We start from the raw sequence: 19029 nt of genomic DNA on the forward strand, positions 1-19029 counted from the left end.
CTCGCAGGCGTCAATCGCCTTCCGCGAGCGAATGGGCGAAAAGATCACGAGACGGAGTGGCACCGGATGCAGCACGCAGTGGGGGCTCCGCTGCCGCCGCCCCACCAGCCGGGGCACGGACCGGCCGCCGGCTGGTCGCCGGCCGCACAGCACCCGGGACACCCGGGCGGACCCTCAGGTCCGGCACCCATGAGCCCACCCGCCCCCGGCTTCACCGGTCCGCCGCCGGGACATCCGGCGCCGCCCTCGCACCTGCCGCATCCCGCGCCCCCGCAGCACGCCCCCGCAGCGCCGATCCCCGACACGACGGGTCATGTGCAGCTGCCCCCGGGCGGCCCGGTCGCCATGCCCAGCGCCCCGGGCGCCCCCGACCCCGCGGCGACCACGCTCGCCGTGCTGCTCATCGGGCCCGCGGGTGCGGGCAAGACGAGCGTCGCCAAGTACTGGGCGGACCACCGCCGGGTGCCGACCGCCCACATCAGCCTCGACGACGTACGCGAATGGGTGCGCTCGGGCTTCGCCGATCCGCAGTCGGGGTGGAACGACCATTCGGAGGCGCAGTACCGGCTGGCCCGCCGTACCTGTGGCTTCGCCGCGCGGAACTTCCTGGCGAACGGCATCTCCTGCATCCTCGACGACGCGGTCTTCCCGGACCGCCCGGTCGTCGGCCTCGGCGGCTGGAAGCGACACGTCGGGCCGGGGCTGCTGCCCGTGGTGTTGTTGCCGGGCCTGGAGATAGTCCTGGAGCGCAACGCCGAGCGCTCCGGAAACCGCCGCCTGACCGACGAGGAAGTCGCCCGTATCCACGGCCGCATGGCCGGCTGGTACGGCTCCGGGCTCCCCATCATCGACAACTCCCAGCTCGACGTCCCGTCCACGGCCCGCGTCCTGGACGAGGTCCTTGCCCGCTCCCTCGCGAGCCCACCGCAGTGGTAACCGCGCGGGGCGGGCGGGTACTGCCGGTCGGCCTTGCAGCCATCGCGATCGCGGAACCAGCCCCCTGATCCTCGCCCGCGGTGTCTCCGTCTCACCGCCGACCGCCTACCGCCCATCCGGCCCCGCTGGAACGGCGACATCGCGTCGACGCTCGTAGGCTCGATTTATGTCAGAGGTGTACGCGGCGCGACGCGAGCGGCTTCGGGAGCGCTGTGCGGCGGGCGGCAGCGCGACGGCGCTCGTCACCCGCCCGGCCAACGTGAGGTACCTCGCGGGCGCGGCCCCGCGCGGTGCCGTCCTCCTGCTGGGCAGGAGTGAGGACCTGCTGCTCTGCGGCGCTCCGCCGAGCGGCGAGGCCGGCGAGGGACGTCCCGACGAGGCGCTGCGCGTGCAGGTGCTGCCGCGCGGCGGGGGCGACGCGGCGGTGGCCGCCGCCGACGCCGCCATCGCCCAGGGCGCCGACTCCCTGGCGGTCGAGGAGCACCACCTCACCGTGACCCGGCACCGGGCCATCGGCTCGGTGGCACCCCAGCTGCGCCTGGCCGACCTGGGCGGTGCGGTGGAGCAGCTGCGGGTGATCAAGGACGAGGAGGAGATCTCCTGTCTGCGGATCGGCGCCGAGATCGCCGACCAGGCGCTCGGGGAGCTCCTCGAATCGATCCTCGTCGGCCGCACCGAGCGGCATCTCGCCCTGGAGCTGGAGCGCCGGCTCGTCGACCACGGCGCCGACGGCCCCGCTTTTGCGACCTCCGTCGGCACCGGCCCGAACTCCGGGCGGCGCGGGCACCGGCCCACCGACCGGCGGGTCGAGGAGGGAGATTTCCTTTCCGTCTGCCTCGGCGCGACCTACCGCGGCTACCGCTGCGAAATCGGCCGTACCTTTGTGATCGGTACCTCGCCCGCCGACTGGCAGATCGACCTGTACGACCTCGTCTTCGCCGCCCAGCGGGCCGGACGCGAGGCGCTGGTACCCGGCGCCGCCTACCGTGACGTGGACCGGGCCGCACGCCAGGTGCTCGGCTCCGCGGGCCACACGGAGGGCCTTCCTCCGCTGACCGGGCACGGTGTGGGGCTCGAAATCGACGAGGACCCGCAGCTCGCCCCCGCGGCCATGGGTAAACTGGACACTTGCGTGCCGGTCACCGTCGAACCGGGGGTCCACCTCCCGGGCCGGGGCGGTGTCAGGATCGATGACACGCTCGTCGTACGCCCCGAGGCGGACGGCGGACCCGAGCTACTCACCATCACGACCAAGGAACTGCTCGCGCTCTAGCCAATCGCTACGCGCGTGTCCCGGGGTCGTCCACGTCAGTCCAGGAGATTCCGCAACCGTGGCTTCCACGAACGACCTCAAGAACGGCCTGGTGCTCAAGCTCGACGGAGGCCAGCTCTGGTCCGTCGTCGAGTTCCAGCACGTCAAGCCCGGCAAGGGCCCGGCCTTCGTGCGCACCAAGCTGAAGAACGTGCTCTCCGGCAAGGTCGTCGACAAGACGTTCAACGCCGGCGTCAAGGTCGAGACGGCCACGATCGACAAGCGCGACATGCAGTTCTCGTACATGGACGGCGAATACTTCGTCTTCATGGACATGGACACGTACGACCAGCTCATGGTCGACCGCAAGTCCGTCGGCGACGCCGCCAACTTCCTGATCGAGGGCTTCACCGCCACCGTCGCACAGCACGAGGGCGAGGTGCTCTTCGTCGAGCTGCCGGCCGCCGTCGAGCTCGTCATCCAGGAGACCGAGCCGGGTGTCCAGGGCGACCGCTCCACCGGTGGCACCAAGCCCGCCACCCTGGAGACCGGTCACCAGATCCAGGTGCCGCTCTTCATCACCACCGGTGAGAAGATCAAGGTCGACACCCGCACGAGCGACTACCTCGGCCGGGTGAACAGCTAACCGTGGCTGCCCGCAACACGGCCCGCAAGCGCGCCTTCCAGATCCTCTTCGAGGGCGACCAGCGCGGCGTGGACGTCCTGACGGTCCTCGCGGACTGGATCCGGCACTCCCGGACCGACACCCGGCAGCCGCCGGTCAGCGAGTACACGATGGAGCTGGTCGAGGGCTACGCCACCAAGGCGAAGCGGATCGACGAGCTCATCGCGACATACGCCGTCGACTGGACGCTGGACAGGATGCCGGTCGTCGACCGCAACATCCTGCGCCTCGGCGCCTACGAGCTGATCTGGGTCGACGGGACCCCCGACGCCGTGGTCCTCGACGAGGCGGTGCAGTTGGCCAAGGAGTTCTCCACGGACGAGTCGCCCTCGTTCGTGAACGGCCTGCTGGGCCGGCTGAAGGACCTGAAGCCGTCGCTGCGCCGCGACGAGGCCTAGCGCGTACGGCGCCCGTGGTCCGTACGCGCCCGTGGACGACGTACGAAAACGCCGGAGGGCCCGCAGCACGTCCGCTGCGGGCCCTCCGGCGTTCCCGTGTCCATGAGGCTCCCGAGGCCCGCAGAAAGCCGCCGGGGTGGCCGGAACACATGGTTCCGGCCACCCCGGCGGCACGTTTCTGCTGAACTCCCCGAAGGGGTCAGCCCTCGTCGTGGGAGACGGCGCGGCGCGCGTCCGCGTCCAGCACGCCCCAGCTGATCAGCTGCTCGGTGAGGACCGAGGGCGACTGGTCGTAGATGACGGCGAGGGTGCGCAGGTCGTCCTGTCGGATCGACAGCACCTTGCCGTTGTAGTCACCGCGCTGGGACTGGATCGTCGCGGCGTAACGCTGCAGAGGACCCGCCTTCTCGGCCGGCACGTGGGCCAGCCGCTCCAGGTCGAGGACGAGCTTCGGCGGCGGCTCGGCGGCCCCGCCAGGAGTGGTGCCGGGCAGCAGCTCCTGTACGGGAACCCCGTAGAAATCCGCCAGTTCGGCGAGACGCTGCACGGTGACGGCGCGGTCGCCGCGCTCGTACGACCCGACCACGACCGCCTTCCAGCGTCCCTGTGACTTCTCCTCGACTCCGTGGAGGGAAAGGCCCTGCTGGGTGCGGATGGCCCGGAGCTTGGCCCCGAGCTGTTTGGCGTATTCGCTGGACATATAGCTCCCCGGACGCTGTATCAACGTGCGGCTCCGCCGCGCGGCTGGTGACTCTGGTGACTCACTGTGAGGTTACGCAGCGTTACTCTTCCCCGTCAAGCCGAATGGTCCGGACCGACCTTCGCGCGGGAGTCACCGGCGGTGGCCCACAGGGTGGTGATCAGGCGCGTTGCCGGGCTGGTACCGTGGATGGCGCAAATCCGACGTCCTTTAATGATCCGTCCCGTGAGGCGGAGAAGGAGGTCCGTTTCGTATGGACACCGAGCAGGACAAACAGCAGTACGAAGCCGATGCACGGCCCGTTCTGGAAGCCCCCGACATCGCGCGGGTGCTGACCCGCATCGCCCACGAGATCGTCGAACGCGCCAAGGGCGCCGACGACGTGGTGCTCCTCGGCATTCCGACCCGGGGCGTCTTCCTGGCCCGCAGACTGGCCGACAAGCTCGAAGAGATCACCGAGCGCAAGATCCCGGTGGGCTCGCTCGACATCACCATGTACCGCGACGACCTGCGCATGCACCCGCCGCGTGCGCTGGCCCGCACCGAGATCCCCGGTGACGGCATCGACGGCCGCCTCGTCGTCCTCGTCGACGACGTGCTCTTCTCCGGCCGCACCATCCGCGCCGCGCTCGACGCGCTGAACGACATCGGCCGCCCGCGCGCCGTGCAGCTCGCGGTCCTCGTCGACCGCGGTCACCGCGAATTGCCCATCCGCGCCGACTACGTCGGCAAGAACCTCCCCACGTCGTTGCGGGAGACGGTCAAGGTCCAGCTCGCCGAGGAGGACGGTCGCGACACCGTGCTGCTCGGTGCGAAGCGGACCTCCCCGGACACGCAGCAGTAGCACTCCGGAGTACGTCACCGCCGTACGCCCCCGAGTGCGCCTCCATGCGCGCCCGCCTGCCCGAATTCTCCTGAACTGCCTTACGGAGCCTGACAGATGCAGCGTCATCTCATCTCGGCCGCCGACCTCACCCGCGACGACGCCGTCCTGATCCTCGACACCGCCGAGGAGATGGCCCGGGTCGCCGACCGGCCGATCAAGAAGCTGCCGACCCTGCGCGGCCGCACCGTCGTCAATCTCTTCTTCGAGGACTCGACCCGTACCCGGATCTCCTTCGAGGCCGCCGAGAAGCGCCTCTCCGCGGACGTCATCAACTTCACCGCCAAGGGTTCCTCGGTGTCCAAGGGGGAGTCCCTGAAGGACACCGCCCAGACCCTCGAAGCCATGGGCGTCGACGCCGTCGTCATCCGGCACGGCGCCTCCGGAGCCCCGTACCGGCTCGCCACCTCCGGCTGGATCGACGCCGCCGTCATCAACGCGGGTGACGGCACCCACCAGCACCCCACGCAGGCCCTGCTCGACGCCTTCACCATGCGCCGGCGCCTGGTCGGCCGTGACGCCGGCATCGGCCAGGACCTGGCCGGCAAGCGCATCACGATCGTCGGCGACGTCCTGCACAGCCGGGTCGCCCGCTCCAACGTCGACCTGCTGCACACCCTCGGCGCCGAGGTCACCCTCGTCGCCCCGCCCACCCTGGTGCCCGTCGGCGTGGAGTCCTGGCCCTGCGAGATCTCCTACGACCTCGACAGCACCCTCTCCAAGTCCGACGCGGTGATGATGCTGCGCGTCCAGCGCGAGCGGATGAACGCGGCGTTCTTCCCGACCGAGCGCGAGTACTCGCGGCGCTACGGCCTCGACGGCGACCGCATGGCGAAGATGCCCGAGCACGCCATCGTGATGCACCCCGGCCCGATGGTCCGCGGCATGGAGATCACCGCCGAGGTCGCCGACTCCGACCGCTGCACCGTCGTCGAACAGGTCGCGAACGGCGTCTCGATCCGCATGGCCGTGCTCTACCTGCTCCTGGGCGGCAACGAGCCCGCCGTCACCCACACCCGCACCGAGGAGAAGTAAGAACATGAGCAAGATCCTGATCCGCGGTGCGAAGGTGCTCGGGGGCGAGCCGCAGGACGTGCTGATCGACGGCGCCGTCATCGAGGCGGTCGGTACCGGCCTCTCGGACGAGGGCGCCGAGGTCGTCGAGGCCGACGGCAAGGTCCTCCTGCCGGGCCTCGTCGACCTGCACACCCATCTTCGGGAGCCCGGTCGCGAGGACTCCGAGACCGTCCTGACCGGTACGCGCGCGGCGGCGAGCGGCGGCTACACCGCCGTGTTCGCCATGGCCAACACCTTCCCGGTCGCCGACACCGCCGGCGTGGTCGAGCAGGTCTACCGGCTCGGCCAGGAGCACGGCTACTGCGACGTGCAGCCCATCGGCGCCGTCACGGTCGGCTTGGAGGGCAAGAAGCTCGCCGAGCTGGGCGCGATGCACGAGTCCGCGGCCGGTGTCACCGTCTTCTCGGACGACGGCAAGTGCGTGGACGACGCGGTGATCATGCGCCGGGCCCTGGAGTACGTGAAGGCCTTCGGCGGTGTGGTCGCGCAGCACGCGCAGGAGCCCCGCCTCACCGAGGGCGCCCAGATGAACGAGGGCGTCGTCTCCGCCGAGCTGGGGCTCGGGGGCTGGCCCGCGGTGGCCGAAGAATCGATCATCGCCCGGGATGTCCTGCTCGCCGAGCACGTCGGCTCGCGCGTCCACATCTGCCACCTGTCGACCGCCGGCAGCGTGGAGATCGTGCGCTGGGCCAAGTCCCGCGGCATCGACGTCACCGCCGAGGTCACCCCGCACCACCTCCTCCTCACCGACGAGCTGGTGCGCACCTACAACCCGGTCTACAAGGTCAACCCGCCGCTGCGCACCGAGCGCGACGTGACGGCGCTGCGCGAGGCGCTCGCCGACGGCACGATCGACATCGTCGCCACCGACCACGCGCCGCACCCGCACGAGGACAAGGACTGCGAGTGGGCCGCCGCCGCCATGGGCATGGTGGGGCTCGAGACCGCGCTCTCCGTCGTCCAGCGGACGATGGTGGAGACCGGGCTCCTGGACTGGGCCGGCGTCGCCGACCGCATGTCCTTCAAGCCCGCCCGGATCGGGCAGGCCGCGGGCCACGGCCGTCCCGTCTCGGCAGGTGAGCCCGCCAACCTCACGCTCGTCGACACGGCATACCGTGGGGCCGTGGACCCCGCGGGCTTCGCCTCGCGCAGCCGCAACACCCCCTACGAGGGCCGTGAGCTGCCGGGCCGGGTCACGCACACCTGGCTGCGGGGCAAGGCCACCCTCGTCGACGGGAAGCTCGCGTGACACCTCTCATCCCGATGGCCGCCTCCGTGGCTGCCGAACAGAAGTCGGCCGAAGTGACCGACTGGGCCGCCCGGATCGGCTGGCTCGTCGGCCTCGTCCTGTTCGTCGCCCTCGTCTACTGGCTGATGCGCGAGGGCTGGAAGTGGCGCGGCACCCTTCAGGGTGACCTGCCGGAGCTGCCCGCCCGCCCGTCGCCCGCCACCACCCTCAACGGAGGCGGCAAGCCGCCGCTGCCCGGAATGCCGGAAGACCCCGGCCCGGTGAAACTGAGCATGAGCGGCCGCTACCACGGCTCCACCACCGCCGGGCAGTGGCTGGACCGCATCGTGGCGCACGGCCTGGGCACCCGCAGCCGGGTCGAGCTCACGCTGACGGACGCGGGACTGGACGTCGTACGCCCCGGGGCCACCGACTTCTTCATCCCGGCCGAAGCACTGCGCGAGGCCCTGCTCGGCAAGGGCATCGCCGGGAAGGTCCTCAGCGAGGGCGGTCTGCTCGTGGTCACCTGGGCGCACGGCGACAAGCTGATCGACTCCGGGTTCCGCTCGGACCGCGCGGCCGAGCACACCGAGTGGGTCGACACCCTGAACGACATGATCAACAAGAGCACCAAGACGGAAGGCGCACGATGACGACCTCCAACCAGGGAGCCGCCTCGCATAGGCACAAGGCAGCTCCCGCCGTACTCGTCCTGGAGGACGGCCGGACCTTCCGTGGCCGCGCCTACGGGGCCGTGGGGGTGACCTTCGGCGAGGCCGTGTTCTCCACCGGGATGACCGGCTACCAGGAGACCCTCACCGACCCGTCGTACCACCGCCAGGTCGTCGTCATGACCGCCCCGCACGTCGGCAACACCGGCGTCAACGACGAGGACCCCGAGTCGAAGCGGATCTGGGTCTCCGGATACGTCGTACGCGACCCCGCGCGCGTGCCCTCCAACTGGCGCGCCCGGCGCCCGCTGGACGAGGAACTGCGCAGCCAGGGCGTCGTCGGCATCAGCGGTGTCGACACCCGCGCCCTCACCCGTCATCTGCGTGAGCGCGGCGCCATGCGCGTCGGCATCTTCTCCGGCAACGCGCTGCCCGACGAGGGCACCATGCTCGCCGAGGTGCGCCAGGCGCCCGAGATGAAGGGTGCGAACCTCGCCGCCGAGGTCGCCACCAAGGAGACGTACGTCGTCCCCGCCATCGGCGAGAAGAAGTTCACCGTCGCCGCCGTCGACCTGGGCATCAAGGGCATGACCCCGCACCGCATGGCCGAGCGCGGCATCGAGGTGCACGTGCTGCCCGCCACGGCCACGGCCGAGGACGTGTACGCCGTGAACCCCGACGGGGTCTTCTTCTCCAACGGCCCCGGTGACCCCGCCACCGCGGACGGCCCCGTCGCCGTCATGCAGGAGGTCCTCGCCCGCAAGACCCCGCTCTTCGGCATCTGCTTCGGCAACCAGATCCTCGGCCGCGCCCTCGGCTTCGGCACCTACAAGCTGAAGTACGGCCACCGCGGAATCAACCAGCCGGTGCAGGACCGCACGACCGGCAAGGTCGAGGTCACCGCGCACAACCACGGCTTCGCCGTCGACGCGCCGCTCGACAAGGTCTCCGAGACCCCCTACGGCCGCGCCGAGGTCTCCCACGTCTGCCTGAACGACCAGGTCGTCGAGGGGCTCCACCTCCTCGACCAGCCGGCCTTCAGCGTCCAGTACCACCCCGAAGCGGCAGCCGGCCCGCACGACGCCGCCTACCTGTTCGACCGCTTCGTATCCCTGATGGAGGGCCAGCGTGCCTAAGCGCACCGATATCCAGTCCGTCCTGGTCATCGGCTCCGGCCCGATCGTCATCGGCCAGGCCGCCGAGTTCGACTACTCCGGCACCCAGGCGTGCCGCATCCTGCGTGCCGAGGGCCTGAGGGTCATCCTCGTCAACTCCAACCCGGCGACGATCATGACGGACCCGGAGATCGCAGACGCCACCTACGTCGAGCCGATCACCCCCGAGTTCGTCGAGAAGATCATCGCCAAGGAGCGCCCGGACGTCCTGCTGCCGACGCTCGGCGGCCAGACGGCGCTCAACACCGCGATCTCCATGCACGAGCAGGGTGTCCTGGCGAAGTACGGCGTCGAGCTCATCGGCGCCAACGTCGAGGCGATCAACAAGGGCGAGGACCGCGACCTCTTCAAGGGCGTCGTCGAGGCCGTCCGCGCGAAGATCGGCCACGGCGAGTCCGCCCGGTCCGTCATCTGCCACTCCATGGACGACGTCCTCAAGGGCGTCGACACGCTCGGCGGCTACCCCGTCGTCGTCCGCCCCTCCTTCACCATGGGCGGCGCCGGCTCCGGCTTCGCGCACGACGAGGAGGAGCTGCGCCGCATCGCCGGCCAGGGCCTGACGCTCTCCCCGACCACCGAGGTGCTCCTGGAGGAGTCCATCCTCGGCTGGAAGGAGTACGAGCTGGAGCTGATGCGCGACAAGAACGACAACGTCGTGGTCGTCTGCTCCATCGAGAACTTCGACCCGATGGGCGTCCACACCGGCGACTCCATCACCGTCGCCCCGGCGATGACGCTGACCGACCGGGAGTACCAGCGGCTGCGCGACATCGGCATCGCGATCATCCGCGAGGTCGGCGTCGACACCGGCGGCTGCAACATCCAGTTCGCGGTGAACCCCGACGACGGCCGCATCATCGTCATCGAGATGAACCCGCGCGTGTCGCGCTCCTCGGCGCTCGCCTCCAAGGCGACCGGCTTCCCGATCGCCAAGATCGCCGCGAAGCTCGCCGTCGGCTACACGCTCGACGAGATCCCGAACGACATCACGGAGAAGACCCCGGCGTCCTTCGAGCCGACGCTCGACTACGTGGTCGTGAAGGCCCCGCGCTTCGCCTTCGAGAAGTTCCCGTCCGCCGACTCCACCCTGACGACCACCATGAAGTCGGTCGGCGAGGCCATGGCGATCGGCCGCAACTTCACCGAGGCGCTGCAGAAGGCGCTGCGGTCGCTGGAGAAGAAGGGCAGCCAGTTCACGTTCGTCGGCGAGCCCGGTGACAAGGCCCTTCTCCTGGAAGAGGCCGTGCGGCCCACCGACGGCCGGATCAACTCCGTCATGCAGGCCATCCGCGCGGGCGCCACGCCCGAGGAGGTCTTCGAGTCGACGAAGATCGACCCGTGGTTCGTCGACCAGCTCTTCCTGATCAAGGAGATCGCGGACGAGCTGGCAGCCGCCGACAAGCTCGACCCCGAGCTGCTCGCCGAGGCCAAGCGGCACGGCTTCTCCGACGCCCAGGTCGCCGAGATCCGCGGGCTGCGCGAGGACGTCGTGCGCGAGGTGCGGCACGCGCTGGGTGTGCGCCCGGTGTACAAGACGGTCGACACCTGCGCTGCCGAGTTCGCGGCGAAGACCCCGTACTTCTACTCCTCGTACGACGAGGAGACGGAGGTCGCGCCGCGCGAGAAGCCCGCGGTGATCATCCTGGGCTCCGGCCCGAACCGCATCGGCCAGGGCATCGAGTTCGACTACTCCTGCGTCCACGCCTCCTTCGCGCTCAGCGAGGCGGGCTACGAGACCGTGATGGTCAACTGCAACCCCGAGACCGTCTCCACGGACTACGACACCTCCGACCGCCTGTACTTCGAGCCGCTGACGCTCGAGGACGTGCTGGAGATCGTCCACGCGGAGTCGCTGGCCGGCCCGATCGCCGGTGTCATCGTCCAGCTCGGCGGCCAGACCCCGCTGGGCCTGGCCCAGGCGCTCAAGGACAACGGGGTGCCGGTCGTCGGTACGCCCCCCGAGGCGATCCACGCCGCCGAGGACCGCGGCGCCTTCGGACGCGTCCTCGCGGAGGCCGGTCTCCCGGCCCCCAAGCACGGCACCGCCACCACCTTCGCCGAGGCCAAGGCCATCGCGGACGAGATCGGCTACCCCGTCCTCGTACGGCCGTCGTACGTCCTCGGCGGGCGCGGCATGGAGATCGTGTACGACGAGACCCGGCTGTCGTCCTACATCGCCGAGTCGACCGAGATCAGCCCCTCCCGTCCGGTTCTCGTCGACCGCTTCCTCGACGACGCGATCGAGATCGACGTGGACGCGCTGTACGACGGCGAGGAGCTGTACCTCGGCGGCGTCATGGAACACATCGAGGAGGCCGGCATCCACTCCGGCGACTCCGCGTGCGCGCTGCCGCCGATCACGCTGGGCGGCTTCGACATCAAGCGTCTGCGGGCCTCCACCGAGGCCATCGCGAAGGGTGTCGGGGTCCGTGGCCTGATCAACATCCAGTTCGCGATGGCGGGCGACATCCTGTACGTCCTCGAAGCCAACCCGCGCGCCTCGCGCACGGTCCCCTTCACCTCGAAGGCGACCGCGGTGCCGCTGGCGAAGGCCGCCGCCCGGATCTCGCTGGGCGCGACCGTCGCCGAGCTGCGGGCGGAGGGGCTGCTCCCCGCGCACGGTGACGGCGGTGAGCTGCCGCTCGACGCGCCGATCTCCGTCAAGGAGGCCGTCATGCCGTGGTCGCGCTTCCGCGACATCCACGGGCGCGGCGTCGACACCGTCCTCGGCCCGGAGATGCGCTCCACCGGTGAGGTCATGGGCATCGACTCCGTCTTCGGCACGGCGTACGCCAAGTCCCAGGCGGGCGCCTACGGTCCGCTGCCGACCAAGGGCCGTGCCTTCATCTCGGTCGCCAACCGCGACAAGCGCTCGATGATCTTCCCGGCGCGCGAGCTGGTCGCGCACGGCTTCGAGCTGCTGGCCACCTCCGGCACGGCCGAGGTGCTCAAGCGCAACGGCATCAACGCGACGGTCGTGCGCAAGCAGTCCGAGGGCACAGGACCGAACGGCGAGCGGACCATCGTCCAGCTGATCCACGACGGCGAGGTCGACCTCATCGTCAACACGCCGTACGGCACCGGTGGCCGCCTCGACGGCTACGAGATCCGTACGGCCGCGGTGGCACGCTCCGTGCCGTGCCTGACGACCGTCCAGGCGCTCGCCGCCGCCGTCCAGGGCATCGACGCGCTCAACCACGGCGACGTGGGCGTCCGCTCACTCCAGGAACACGCCGAACATCTGACAGCGGCCCGCGACTAGGGCCTGCCCGGCGGATCAGGCCGGTCTCGAGTTGCGGAACCCCTTCAGCACGGCCGAGCGGGGTCTGGTGCGTGCAGCTGCAAGGCGGAGGAGGGAGTCGACGCGGAGCGTCGGCGACCGACGACAACGCCGCAGGTGTGCGTGCCAGACCCCGCGACCCCGGCAAGATCCGCCGGGGAGGCCCTGGCAGCCCTGAGGGGGACACCGGAAACGGTGTCCCCCTCTTCATGAGGCTCATGAGGCTTCACGAGGACACCGAGAGCTTCAAGAGGACACTGAGACATGTACAAGCTTTTCTTCCGGCTGGTCTTCAAGCGGATGGACCCCGAGCAGGCCCACCACCTCGCCTTCCGCTGGATCCGGCTCGCCGCCCGTATCCCCGTGCTGCGTACGTTCATCGCCGCGGCGCTCGCGCCCCGCCACGAGGAGCTGCGGACCGAGGCGTTCGGCCTGCGGATGCACGGTCCCTTCGGGCTCGCGGCGGGCTTCGACAAGAACGCCGTCGCGATCGACGGGATGTCGATGCTCGGCTTCGACCACATCGAGATCGGCACGGTCACGGGGGAGCCGCAGCCGGGCAACCCCAAGAAGCGGCTGTTCCGCCTTGTGCCGGACCGGGCGCTGATCAACCGCATGGGGTTCAACAACGAGGGCTCCGCGGCCGTCAGCGAGCGCCTGAGGGCCCGTACGCCCGTCTTCAGGACCGTCGTGGGCGTCAACATCGGCAAGACCAAGGTCGTCCCCGAGGAGGAGGCCGTCGGCGACTACGTGAAGTCGACCGAGCGGCTCGCCCGGCACGCGGACTACCTCGTGGTGAACGTGAGCTCGCCGAACACGCCCGGCCTGCGCAACCTCCAGGCCACCGAGGCACTGCGGCCCCTGCTGAGCGCCGTCCGCGAGGCCGCCGACCGCGCGGTCACCGACCGGCGTGTGCCGCTGCTCGTCAAGATCGCGCCCGACCTCGCCGACGAGGACGTCGACGCGGTCGCCGACCTCGCCGTCGAACTCGGCCTGGACGGGATCATCGCCACGAACACCACCATCGCGCGCGACGGACTCGGTTTGAAGTCCGAACCCTCGCTCGTCAAGGAGACCGGTGGACTCTCGGGCGCGCCGCTGAAGGCACGCTCCCTGGAGGTGCTGCGCCGCCTCTACGCGCGCGTGGGCGAGCGGATCACCCTGGTGGGCGTCGGTGGCATCGAGAACGCCGAGGACGCCTGGCAGCGCATCCTGGCCGGCGCCACCCTGGTCCAGGGGTACAGCGCGTTCATCTACGAGGGCCCCTTCTGGGGCCGGGCGATCCACAAGGGGCTCGCCGCCCGCCTCCGTAACAGCCCGTACGCCACCCTCGCCGACGCGGTCGGCGCCGACGTGAGGAAGTCCGCATGAGCCTGGAACCCTTTGGCGCACGCCTTCGCCGTGCCATGGACGAGCGCGGCCCGCTGTGCGTCGGCATCGACCCGCACGCCTCCCTGCTGACCGACTGGGGCCTGAACGACGACATCGCGGGCCTGGAGCGGTTCAGCCGCACCGTCGTCGAGGCGCTGGCCGAGCGGGTCGCGGTCCTCAAGCCGCAGAGCGCGTTCTTCGAGCGGTTCGGGTCGCGCGGCATCGCCGTCCTGGAGAAGTCGGTCGAGGAGGCGCGGGCGGCCGGGGCACTGGTCGTGATGGACGCCAAGCGCGGCGACATCGGTTCGACCATGGCCGCGTACGCGGAGACCTTCCTGCGCAAGGACGCGCCGCTCTTCTCGGACGCGCTGACCGTGTCGCCTTACCTGGGCTACGGCTCGCTGAAGCCGGCGGTGGAGCTGGCGCGTGAGAGCGGCGCCGGGCTCTTCGTGCTCGCGCTCACCTCCAACCCGGAGGGCGGCGAGGTGCAGCACGCGGTCCGTGGGGACGGTCGCAACGTCGGCGCGACCATGCTGGCCCACCTCGCGGCCGAGAACGCGGGAGAGACGCCCCTGGGGTCCTTCGGCGCGGTCGTCGGCGCCACGCTGGGCGATCTCTCCTCCTACGACCTGGACATCAACGGACCGCTCCTGGCGCCCGGCATCGGCGCCCAGGGAGCCACGCCGGCCGATCTGGCGGGCGTCTTCGGGGCGGCGGTGCGCAATGTCGTGCCGAACGTGAGCCGGGGTGTTCTTCGTCACGGTCCCGACGCGATCGCGCTGCGTGCGTCCGCGGAGCGCTTCGCGGAGGAGATCAGGGCCGCCGTGACGGCCGCCTGAGTCCTCCGACAGCCGTTCGGGAATCCTCCGATGAGTGCCTCCGGAGCGCCGCGAGTCTGAATACATCCTCAAATCCAGGGCAGTATGTCTCAAATGTCCGTCTCCAGGGAGGCTGACCAGGACTTTTCCGCTGTTCTCGCTGACTCTGGCGCACTTGCCCGCTAGTCTCCGTCGAGTGGGGCACCTCCCACGCTCTTCCAGGCAGTGGGGGGAGAACGGGCAAGCGTGTTGCTCGTAGCTCCCCAGGTGTGGGGCGACTAGGTTCCTCACCGGTCCGTATCCGACAGTTCGACATCCGAGGTGACGTAGGCGTGGCTCTTCCGCCCCTTACCCCTGAACAGCGCGCAGCCGCGCTCGAAAAGGCCGCCGCGGCTCGCCGGGAGCGGGCCGAGGTCAAGAATCGACTCAAGCACTCCGGCGCCTCGCTTCACGAGGTCATCAAGCAGGGTCAGGAGAACGACGTCATCGGCAAGATGAAGGTCTCCGCTCTCCTGGAGTCCCTGCCGGGCGTGGGCAAGGTCCGCGCCAAGCAGATCATGGAGCGACTCGGTATCTCCGAGAGTCGCCGCGTACGCGGCCTCGGCTCGAACCAGATCGCTTCTCTGGAGCGTGAGTTCGGCGGTTCCGGCGCCTGAGTCCTGGGCACACCGGGATTGCTGGAATAATCGCTGCATGAGTGAACGTCCGCGGCTGACCGTGCTCTCCGGCCCCTCTGGGGTCGGTAAGAGCACGGTCGTCGCCCATATGCGCAAGGAACACTCCGAGGTCTGGCTCTCGGTGTCGGCGACGACCCGCAAGCCGCGCCCCGGTGAGAAGCACGGAGTCCACTACTTCTTCGTCTCCGACGAGGAGATGGACAAGCTGATCGCCAACGGCGAGCTGCTGGAGTGGGCCGAATTCGCCGGCAACCGCTACGGGACGCCGCGTGCCGCCGTCCTGGAGCACCTGGAATCGGGTGTGCCCGTTCTCCTGGAGATCGACCTCCAGGGCGCACGGCAGGTCCGCGAGTCCATGCCGGAGGCCCTGCTCGTGTTCTTGGCTCCGCCCTCCTGGGACGAGCTGGTGCGCAGGCTCACCGGACGGGGCACCGAACCGCCCGCGGTGATCGAGCGCCGCCTGGAGGCGGCCAAGATCGAACTGGCGGCCGAGCCGGAGTTCGATGTCACCCTGGTCAACACCTCCGTCGAGGACGTGGCGCGTGAGCTGCTAGCCTTGATGGAAGTTGTTTGATCTTTCAGGTCATTTTCCACCTTTCGGAAGGCAGAGCGTGTCCTCTTCCATCACCGCTCCCGAGGGCATCATCAACCCTCCGATCGACGAGCTCCTCGAGGCCACCGACTCGAAGTACAGCCTCGTGATCTACGCGGCCAAGCGCGCCCGTCAGATCAACGCGTACTACTCGCAGCTCGGCGAGGGCCTCCTCGAGTACGTCGGTCCGCTCGTCGACACCCACGTCCACGAGAAGCCGCTGTCGATCGCCCTGCGCGAGATCAACGCGGGTCTGCTGACGTCCGAGGCCGTCGAGGGCCCCGCGCAGTAGTCGTTCAATCGCTCATCCCAGGCCCGGCGGCGCGACCGCCGGGCCTGTGGTGTGTCATGGAGTCGTACGTTTCCGAGCTCGGGGAGAGACGGTGGACAAGCCCAAGGTCGTGCTGGGGGTCAGCGGTGGCATCGCCGCGTACAAGGCCTGTGAGCTGTTGCGCAGGCTGACGGAGTCGGGCCACGACGTTCGTGTCGTCCCCACCGACTCCGCGCTGCACTTCGTCGGCGCCGCCACCTGGTCCGCGCTCTCCGGCCACCCCGTCTCCACCGAGGTCTGGTCGGACGTCCACGAGGTCCCGCACGTCCGCATCGGACAGCACGCGGACCTGGTGGTGGTGGCTCCCGCGACGGCCGACATGCTCGCCAAGGCCGCCCACGGCCTGGCCGACGACCTCCTCACCAACACCCTGCTCACGGCCCGCTGCCCGGTCGTCTTCGCGCCCGCCATGCACACCGAGATGTGGGAGCACCCGGCCACCCAGGAGAACGTGGCGACGCTGCGCCGCCGCGGCGCCGTCGTCATCGAGCCCGCGGTGGGGCGCCTGACCGGTGTCGACACCGGCAAGGGGAGGCTGCCCGACCCCGCGGAGATCTTCGAGGTCTGCCGCCGGGTGCTCGCCCGCGGCGTGACCGAGCCCGATCTCGCCGGCCGCCACGTCGTCGTCAGCGCCGGCGGTACCCGAGAGCCCCTCGACCCGGTCCGCTTCCTCGGCAACCGCTCCTCCGGCAAGCAGGGATACGCCCTGGCGCGCACGGCGGCCGCGCGGGGTGCCCGGGTCACGCTGATCGCCGCGAACACCGGACTGCCGGACCCGGCGGGCGTGGACGTGGTGCAGGTCGGGACGGCCGTGCAGCTGCGCGAGGCGGTCCTCAAGGCGGCCTCGGACGCCGACGCCGTGGTGATGGCGGCGGCGGTGGCGGACTTCCGCCCGGCCGCCTACGCGGCCGGAAAAATCAAGAAGAAGGACGACCAGGAACCGGAGCCGATCGTTCTGGTCCGCAATCCGGACATCCTCGCGGAGATCTCGGCGGACCGTCCCCGCCCCGGCCAGGTGGTCGTCGGTTTCGCCGCAGAGACGGACGACGTCCTCGCCAACGGTCGTACGAAGCTGGCGCGCAAGGGGTGCGATCTTCTCGTCGTGAACGAGGTGGGGGAGCGCAAGACCTTCGGTGCCGAGGAGAACGAGGCCGTGGTGCTGGGGGCCGACGGCAGTGAGACCCCGGTGCCGTACGGACCCAAGGAGGCTCTGGCCGAGATGGTGTGGGACCTGGTGGGACGCCGCCTGGTGTGAATGTCTCATTAACCCCAGCCGCCGCGTCCATCAGCGTGAAATCGCCCGTGGCGACCCTGGTGGAGAACGATCGCCATGGCGCAGAATGCCCGTGCCGCAGGTCACAGGGCTTCCGAGAAGCGAGACAGGGGGGCCTGTGGGCGAGTGCGACCGATAAACTGTTCTCGGACGACGCCGAGCGCAGCTCTCGTCCCGTCCACCAATGATCAGCCAGCAGCCGCTGCAACCACAGGGAGCGTTGTGTCCCGTCGCCTGTTCACCTCGGAGTCCGTGACCGAGGGTCACCCCGACAAGATCGCTGACCAGATCAGCGACACCATTCTCGATGCGCTTCTGCGCGAGGACCCGACGTCCCGGGTCGCCGTGGAGACGCTGATCACGACCGGCCTGGTGCACGTGGCCGGAGAGGTCACGACCAAGGCGTACGCGCCGATCGCCCAGCTGGTCCGCGACAAGATCCTGGAGATCGGTTACGACTCGTCGAAGAAGGGCTTCGACGGAGCTTCCTGTGGTGTCTCGGTGTCGATCGGCTCGCAGTCGCCCGACATCGCGCAGGGTGTCGACACGGCGTACGAGAACCGGGTCGAGGGCGACGAGGACGAGCTCGACAAGCAGGGCGCCGGCGACCAGGGCCTGATGTTCGGGTACGCGACGGACGAGACCCCGGAGCTGATGCCGCTCCCGATCCACCTCGCGCACCGCCTGTCGCGCCGCCTCTCCGAGGTGCGCAAGAACGGGACGATCCCCTACCTCCGTCCCGACGGCAAGACTCAGGTCACCATCGAGTACGACGGCGACAAGGCGGTCCGCCTGGACACGGTCGTCGTCTCCTCGCAGCACGCGTCGGACATCGACCTCGAGTCCCTCCTCGCCCCCGACATCCGCGAGTTCGTGGTCGAGCCGGAGCTCAAGGCCCTCCTCGACGACGGCATCAAGCTGGAGACCGAGGGCTACCGCCTCCTGGTGAACCCGACCGGCCGCTTCGAGATCGGCGGCCCGATGGGCGACGCCGGCCTCACCGGCCGCAAGATCATCATCGACACCTACGGCGGCATGGCCCGCCACGGCGGCGGCGCCTTCTCCGGCAAGGACCCGTCCAAGGTCGACCGCTCCGCCGCCTACGCCATGCGCTGGGTCGCCAAGAACGTCGTCGCCGCGGGCCTCGCCTCCCGCTGCGAGGTCCAGGTCGCCTACGCCATCGGCAAGGCCGAGCCCGTCGGTCTCTTCGTCGAGACCTTCGGCACCGCCAAGGTCGACGCCGAGAAGATCGAGACCGCCATCGCCGAGGTCTTCGACCTCCGCCCGGCGGCCATCATCCGTGACCTCGACCTGCTGCGCCCGATCTACTCCCAGACGGCCGCCTACGGCCACTTCGGCCGCGAGCTGCCCGACTTCACGTGGGAGCGCACGGACCGCGTGGAGGCCCTGCGCAAGGCCGTCGGTCTGTAAGCAACGCTTGCACGGTGAGGCCCGGTACCCCTCGGGGGCGCCGGGCCTCGCTGTTTCCCCCGCGGGCAACCCGGGAGGGGTCGGTGCTGCCGGGGGTAAATCGGTGGTGCGGGTGGGGGAGGGGCTCATAGGGTCGGGGTCTCCCGGTGCGATGGCCGCGGTTACTTCGGTGGAGTGCGCCCAGGGCGCGCGGTGATTCTGGATCATGGTCCGCTGCCGCTTGGAACTCGGGAGAACTGACGTCGTGGCGT

General features: G+C 70.0%; 18 protein-coding genes. 17 read left to right on the plus strand and 1 reads right to left on the minus strand.

The genetic code is table 11. From position 1 onward, the window contains the following. Positions 1 to 66: 66 nt before the first annotated feature. From SMIR_RS32495 to nusB, 4 genes are all read left to right on the plus strand, one after another. A complete protein-coding gene (locus SMIR_RS32495) occupies positions 67 to 936 on the plus strand; it encodes a Pro-rich N-terminal domain-containing protein (protein WP_168490028.1) in 870 nt (289 codons plus the stop codon). Between the two features lie 166 nt (positions 937 to 1102). Then, positions 1103 to 2209 (plus strand): M24 family metallopeptidase, encoded by a 1107-nt coding sequence (locus SMIR_RS32500; RefSeq protein WP_212727704.1) that lies wholly within the window; start codon positions 1103 to 1105, stop codon positions 2207 to 2209. Between the two features lie 58 nt (positions 2210 to 2267). Continuing rightward, the gene (efp, locus tag SMIR_RS32505) at positions 2268 to 2834 is read left to right on the plus strand and encodes an elongation factor P (RefSeq protein ID WP_010988257.1); all 567 of its coding nucleotides are present in this window, start codon (positions 2268 to 2270) and stop codon (positions 2832 to 2834) included. Positions 2835 to 2836: 2 nt separating this feature from the next. Beyond that, positions 2837 to 3271 (plus strand): transcription antitermination factor NusB, encoded by a 435-nt coding sequence (nusB, locus tag SMIR_RS32510; RefSeq protein WP_067366002.1) that lies wholly within the window; start codon positions 2837 to 2839, stop codon positions 3269 to 3271. A gap of 199 nt (positions 3272 to 3470) precedes the next feature. Here nusB and bldD read toward each other — a convergent pair whose 3' ends face one another. Then, positions 3471 to 3971, minus strand: coding sequence for a transcriptional regulator BldD (gene bldD / locus SMIR_RS32515; RefSeq protein ID WP_067366005.1), 501 nt, complete (start codon positions 3969 to 3971; stop codon positions 3471 to 3473). A 253-nt stretch (positions 3972 to 4224) separates the two neighbouring features. Here bldD and pyrR point away from each other — a divergent pair, with 253 nt between their 5' ends. The 13 genes from pyrR (at position 4225) to metK (ending at position 18778) form a co-directional block, all read left to right on the plus strand. After that, positions 4225 to 4815, plus strand: coding sequence for a bifunctional pyr operon transcriptional regulator/uracil phosphoribosyltransferase PyrR (pyrR, locus tag SMIR_RS32520; RefSeq protein WP_168490027.1), 591 nt, complete (start codon positions 4225 to 4227; stop codon positions 4813 to 4815). 96 nt (positions 4816 to 4911) lie between these two features. Then, the gene (locus SMIR_RS32525) at positions 4912 to 5889 is read left to right on the plus strand and encodes an aspartate carbamoyltransferase catalytic subunit (RefSeq protein ID WP_168490026.1); all 978 of its coding nucleotides are present in this window, start codon (positions 4912 to 4914) and stop codon (positions 5887 to 5889) included. A 4-nt stretch (positions 5890 to 5893) separates the two neighbouring features. Continuing rightward, entirely contained in the window at positions 5894 to 7180 is a 1287-nt protein-coding gene (locus tag SMIR_RS32530) for a dihydroorotase (RefSeq protein WP_168490025.1), read from the plus strand. 14 nt (positions 7181 to 7194) lie between these two features. Continuing rightward, positions 7195 to 7812, plus strand: a complete 618-nt coding sequence (locus tag SMIR_RS32535; protein WP_422664531.1) for a PH-like domain-containing protein — start codon at positions 7195 to 7197, stop codon at positions 7810 to 7812. Beyond that, positions 7809 to 8966 (plus strand): glutamine-hydrolyzing carbamoyl-phosphate synthase small subunit, encoded by a 1158-nt coding sequence (gene carA / locus SMIR_RS32540; RefSeq protein WP_212727705.1) that lies wholly within the window; start codon positions 7809 to 7811, stop codon positions 8964 to 8966. Before SMIR_RS32535 ends, carA begins: the two co-directional genes overlap by 4 nt. Next, positions 8959 to 12267 (plus strand): carbamoyl-phosphate synthase large subunit, encoded by a 3309-nt coding sequence (carB, locus tag SMIR_RS32545; protein WP_168490023.1) that lies wholly within the window; start codon positions 8959 to 8961, stop codon positions 12265 to 12267. Before carA ends, carB begins: the two co-directional genes overlap by 8 nt. Positions 12268 to 12549: 282 nt before the next feature. Then, a complete protein-coding gene (locus SMIR_RS32550; RefSeq protein WP_168490022.1) occupies positions 12550 to 13656 on the plus strand; it encodes a quinone-dependent dihydroorotate dehydrogenase in 1107 nt (368 codons plus the stop codon). After that, entirely contained in the window at positions 13653 to 14495 is an 843-nt protein-coding gene (gene pyrF / locus SMIR_RS32555; RefSeq protein ID WP_168490021.1) for an orotidine-5'-phosphate decarboxylase, read from the plus strand. The genes SMIR_RS32550 and pyrF overlap by 4 nt, the downstream gene beginning before the upstream one ends. 311 nt (positions 14496 to 14806) lie before the next feature. Next, positions 14807 to 15130, plus strand: coding sequence for an integration host factor (locus tag SMIR_RS32560; RefSeq protein WP_016638838.1), 324 nt, complete (start codon positions 14807 to 14809; stop codon positions 15128 to 15130). 37 nt (positions 15131 to 15167) lie between these two features. Continuing rightward, the gene (gene gmk / locus SMIR_RS32565) at positions 15168 to 15725 is read left to right on the plus strand and encodes a guanylate kinase (protein WP_168490020.1); all 558 of its coding nucleotides are present in this window, start codon (positions 15168 to 15170) and stop codon (positions 15723 to 15725) included. A gap of 37 nt (positions 15726 to 15762) precedes the next feature. Further along, on the plus strand, positions 15763 to 16035 hold the full coding sequence (gene rpoZ / locus SMIR_RS32570; RefSeq protein ID WP_003982715.1) for a DNA-directed RNA polymerase subunit omega: 273 nt from the start codon (positions 15763 to 15765) through the stop codon (positions 16033 to 16035). A 91-nt stretch (positions 16036 to 16126) separates the two neighbouring features. Further along, on the plus strand, positions 16127 to 17329 hold the full coding sequence (gene coaBC, locus SMIR_RS32575; protein ID WP_168490019.1) for a bifunctional phosphopantothenoylcysteine decarboxylase/phosphopantothenate--cysteine ligase CoaBC: 1203 nt from the start codon (positions 16127 to 16129) through the stop codon (positions 17327 to 17329). Between the two features lie 240 nt (positions 17330 to 17569). Next, positions 17570 to 18778, plus strand: a complete 1209-nt coding sequence (metK, locus tag SMIR_RS32580) for a methionine adenosyltransferase (protein ID WP_168490018.1) — start codon at positions 17570 to 17572, stop codon at positions 18776 to 18778. Positions 18779 to 19029: the final 251 nt, after the last annotated feature.

Origin of the sequence: Streptomyces mirabilis, from assembly GCF_018310535.1 — a bacterium.
Taxonomy (GTDB): Bacteria; Actinomycetota; Actinomycetes; order Streptomycetales; family Streptomycetaceae; genus Streptomyces.

Bases quoted from the DNA above. Each gene is read 5' to 3' on its own strand.
- SMIR_RS32530 (WP_168490025.1), top strand. From the start codon at position 5,894: ATGAGCAAGATCCTGATCCGCGGTGCGAAGGTGCTCGGGGGCGAGCCG.
- carA (WP_212727705.1), top strand. From the start codon at position 7,809: ATGACGACCTCCAACCAGGGAGCCGCCTCGCATAGGCACAAGGCAGCT.
- pyrR (WP_168490027.1), top strand. From the start codon at position 4,225: ATGGACACCGAGCAGGACAAACAGCAGTACGAAGCCGATGCACGGCCC.
- gmk (WP_168490020.1), top strand. From the start codon at position 15,168: ATGAGTGAACGTCCGCGGCTGACCGTGCTCTCCGGCCCCTCTGGGGTC.
- SMIR_RS32495 (WP_168490028.1), top strand. From the start codon at position 67: ATGCAGCACGCAGTGGGGGCTCCGCTGCCGCCGCCCCACCAGCCGGGG.
- SMIR_RS32550 (WP_168490022.1), top strand. From the start codon at position 12,550: ATGTACAAGCTTTTCTTCCGGCTGGTCTTCAAGCGGATGGACCCCGAG.
- bldD (WP_067366005.1), bottom strand. From the start codon at position 3,971: ATGTCCAGCGAATACGCCAAACAGCTCGGGGCCAAGCTCCGGGCCATC.
- pyrF (WP_168490021.1), top strand. From the start codon at position 13,653: ATGAGCCTGGAACCCTTTGGCGCACGCCTTCGCCGTGCCATGGACGAG.
- SMIR_RS32525 (WP_168490026.1), top strand. From the start codon at position 4,912: ATGCAGCGTCATCTCATCTCGGCCGCCGACCTCACCCGCGACGACGCC.
- SMIR_RS32535 (WP_422664531.1), top strand. From the start codon at position 7,195: ATGGCCGCCTCCGTGGCTGCCGAACAGAAGTCGGCCGAAGTGACCGAC.
- SMIR_RS32500 (WP_212727704.1), top strand. From the start codon at position 1,103: ATGTCAGAGGTGTACGCGGCGCGACGCGAGCGGCTTCGGGAGCGCTGT.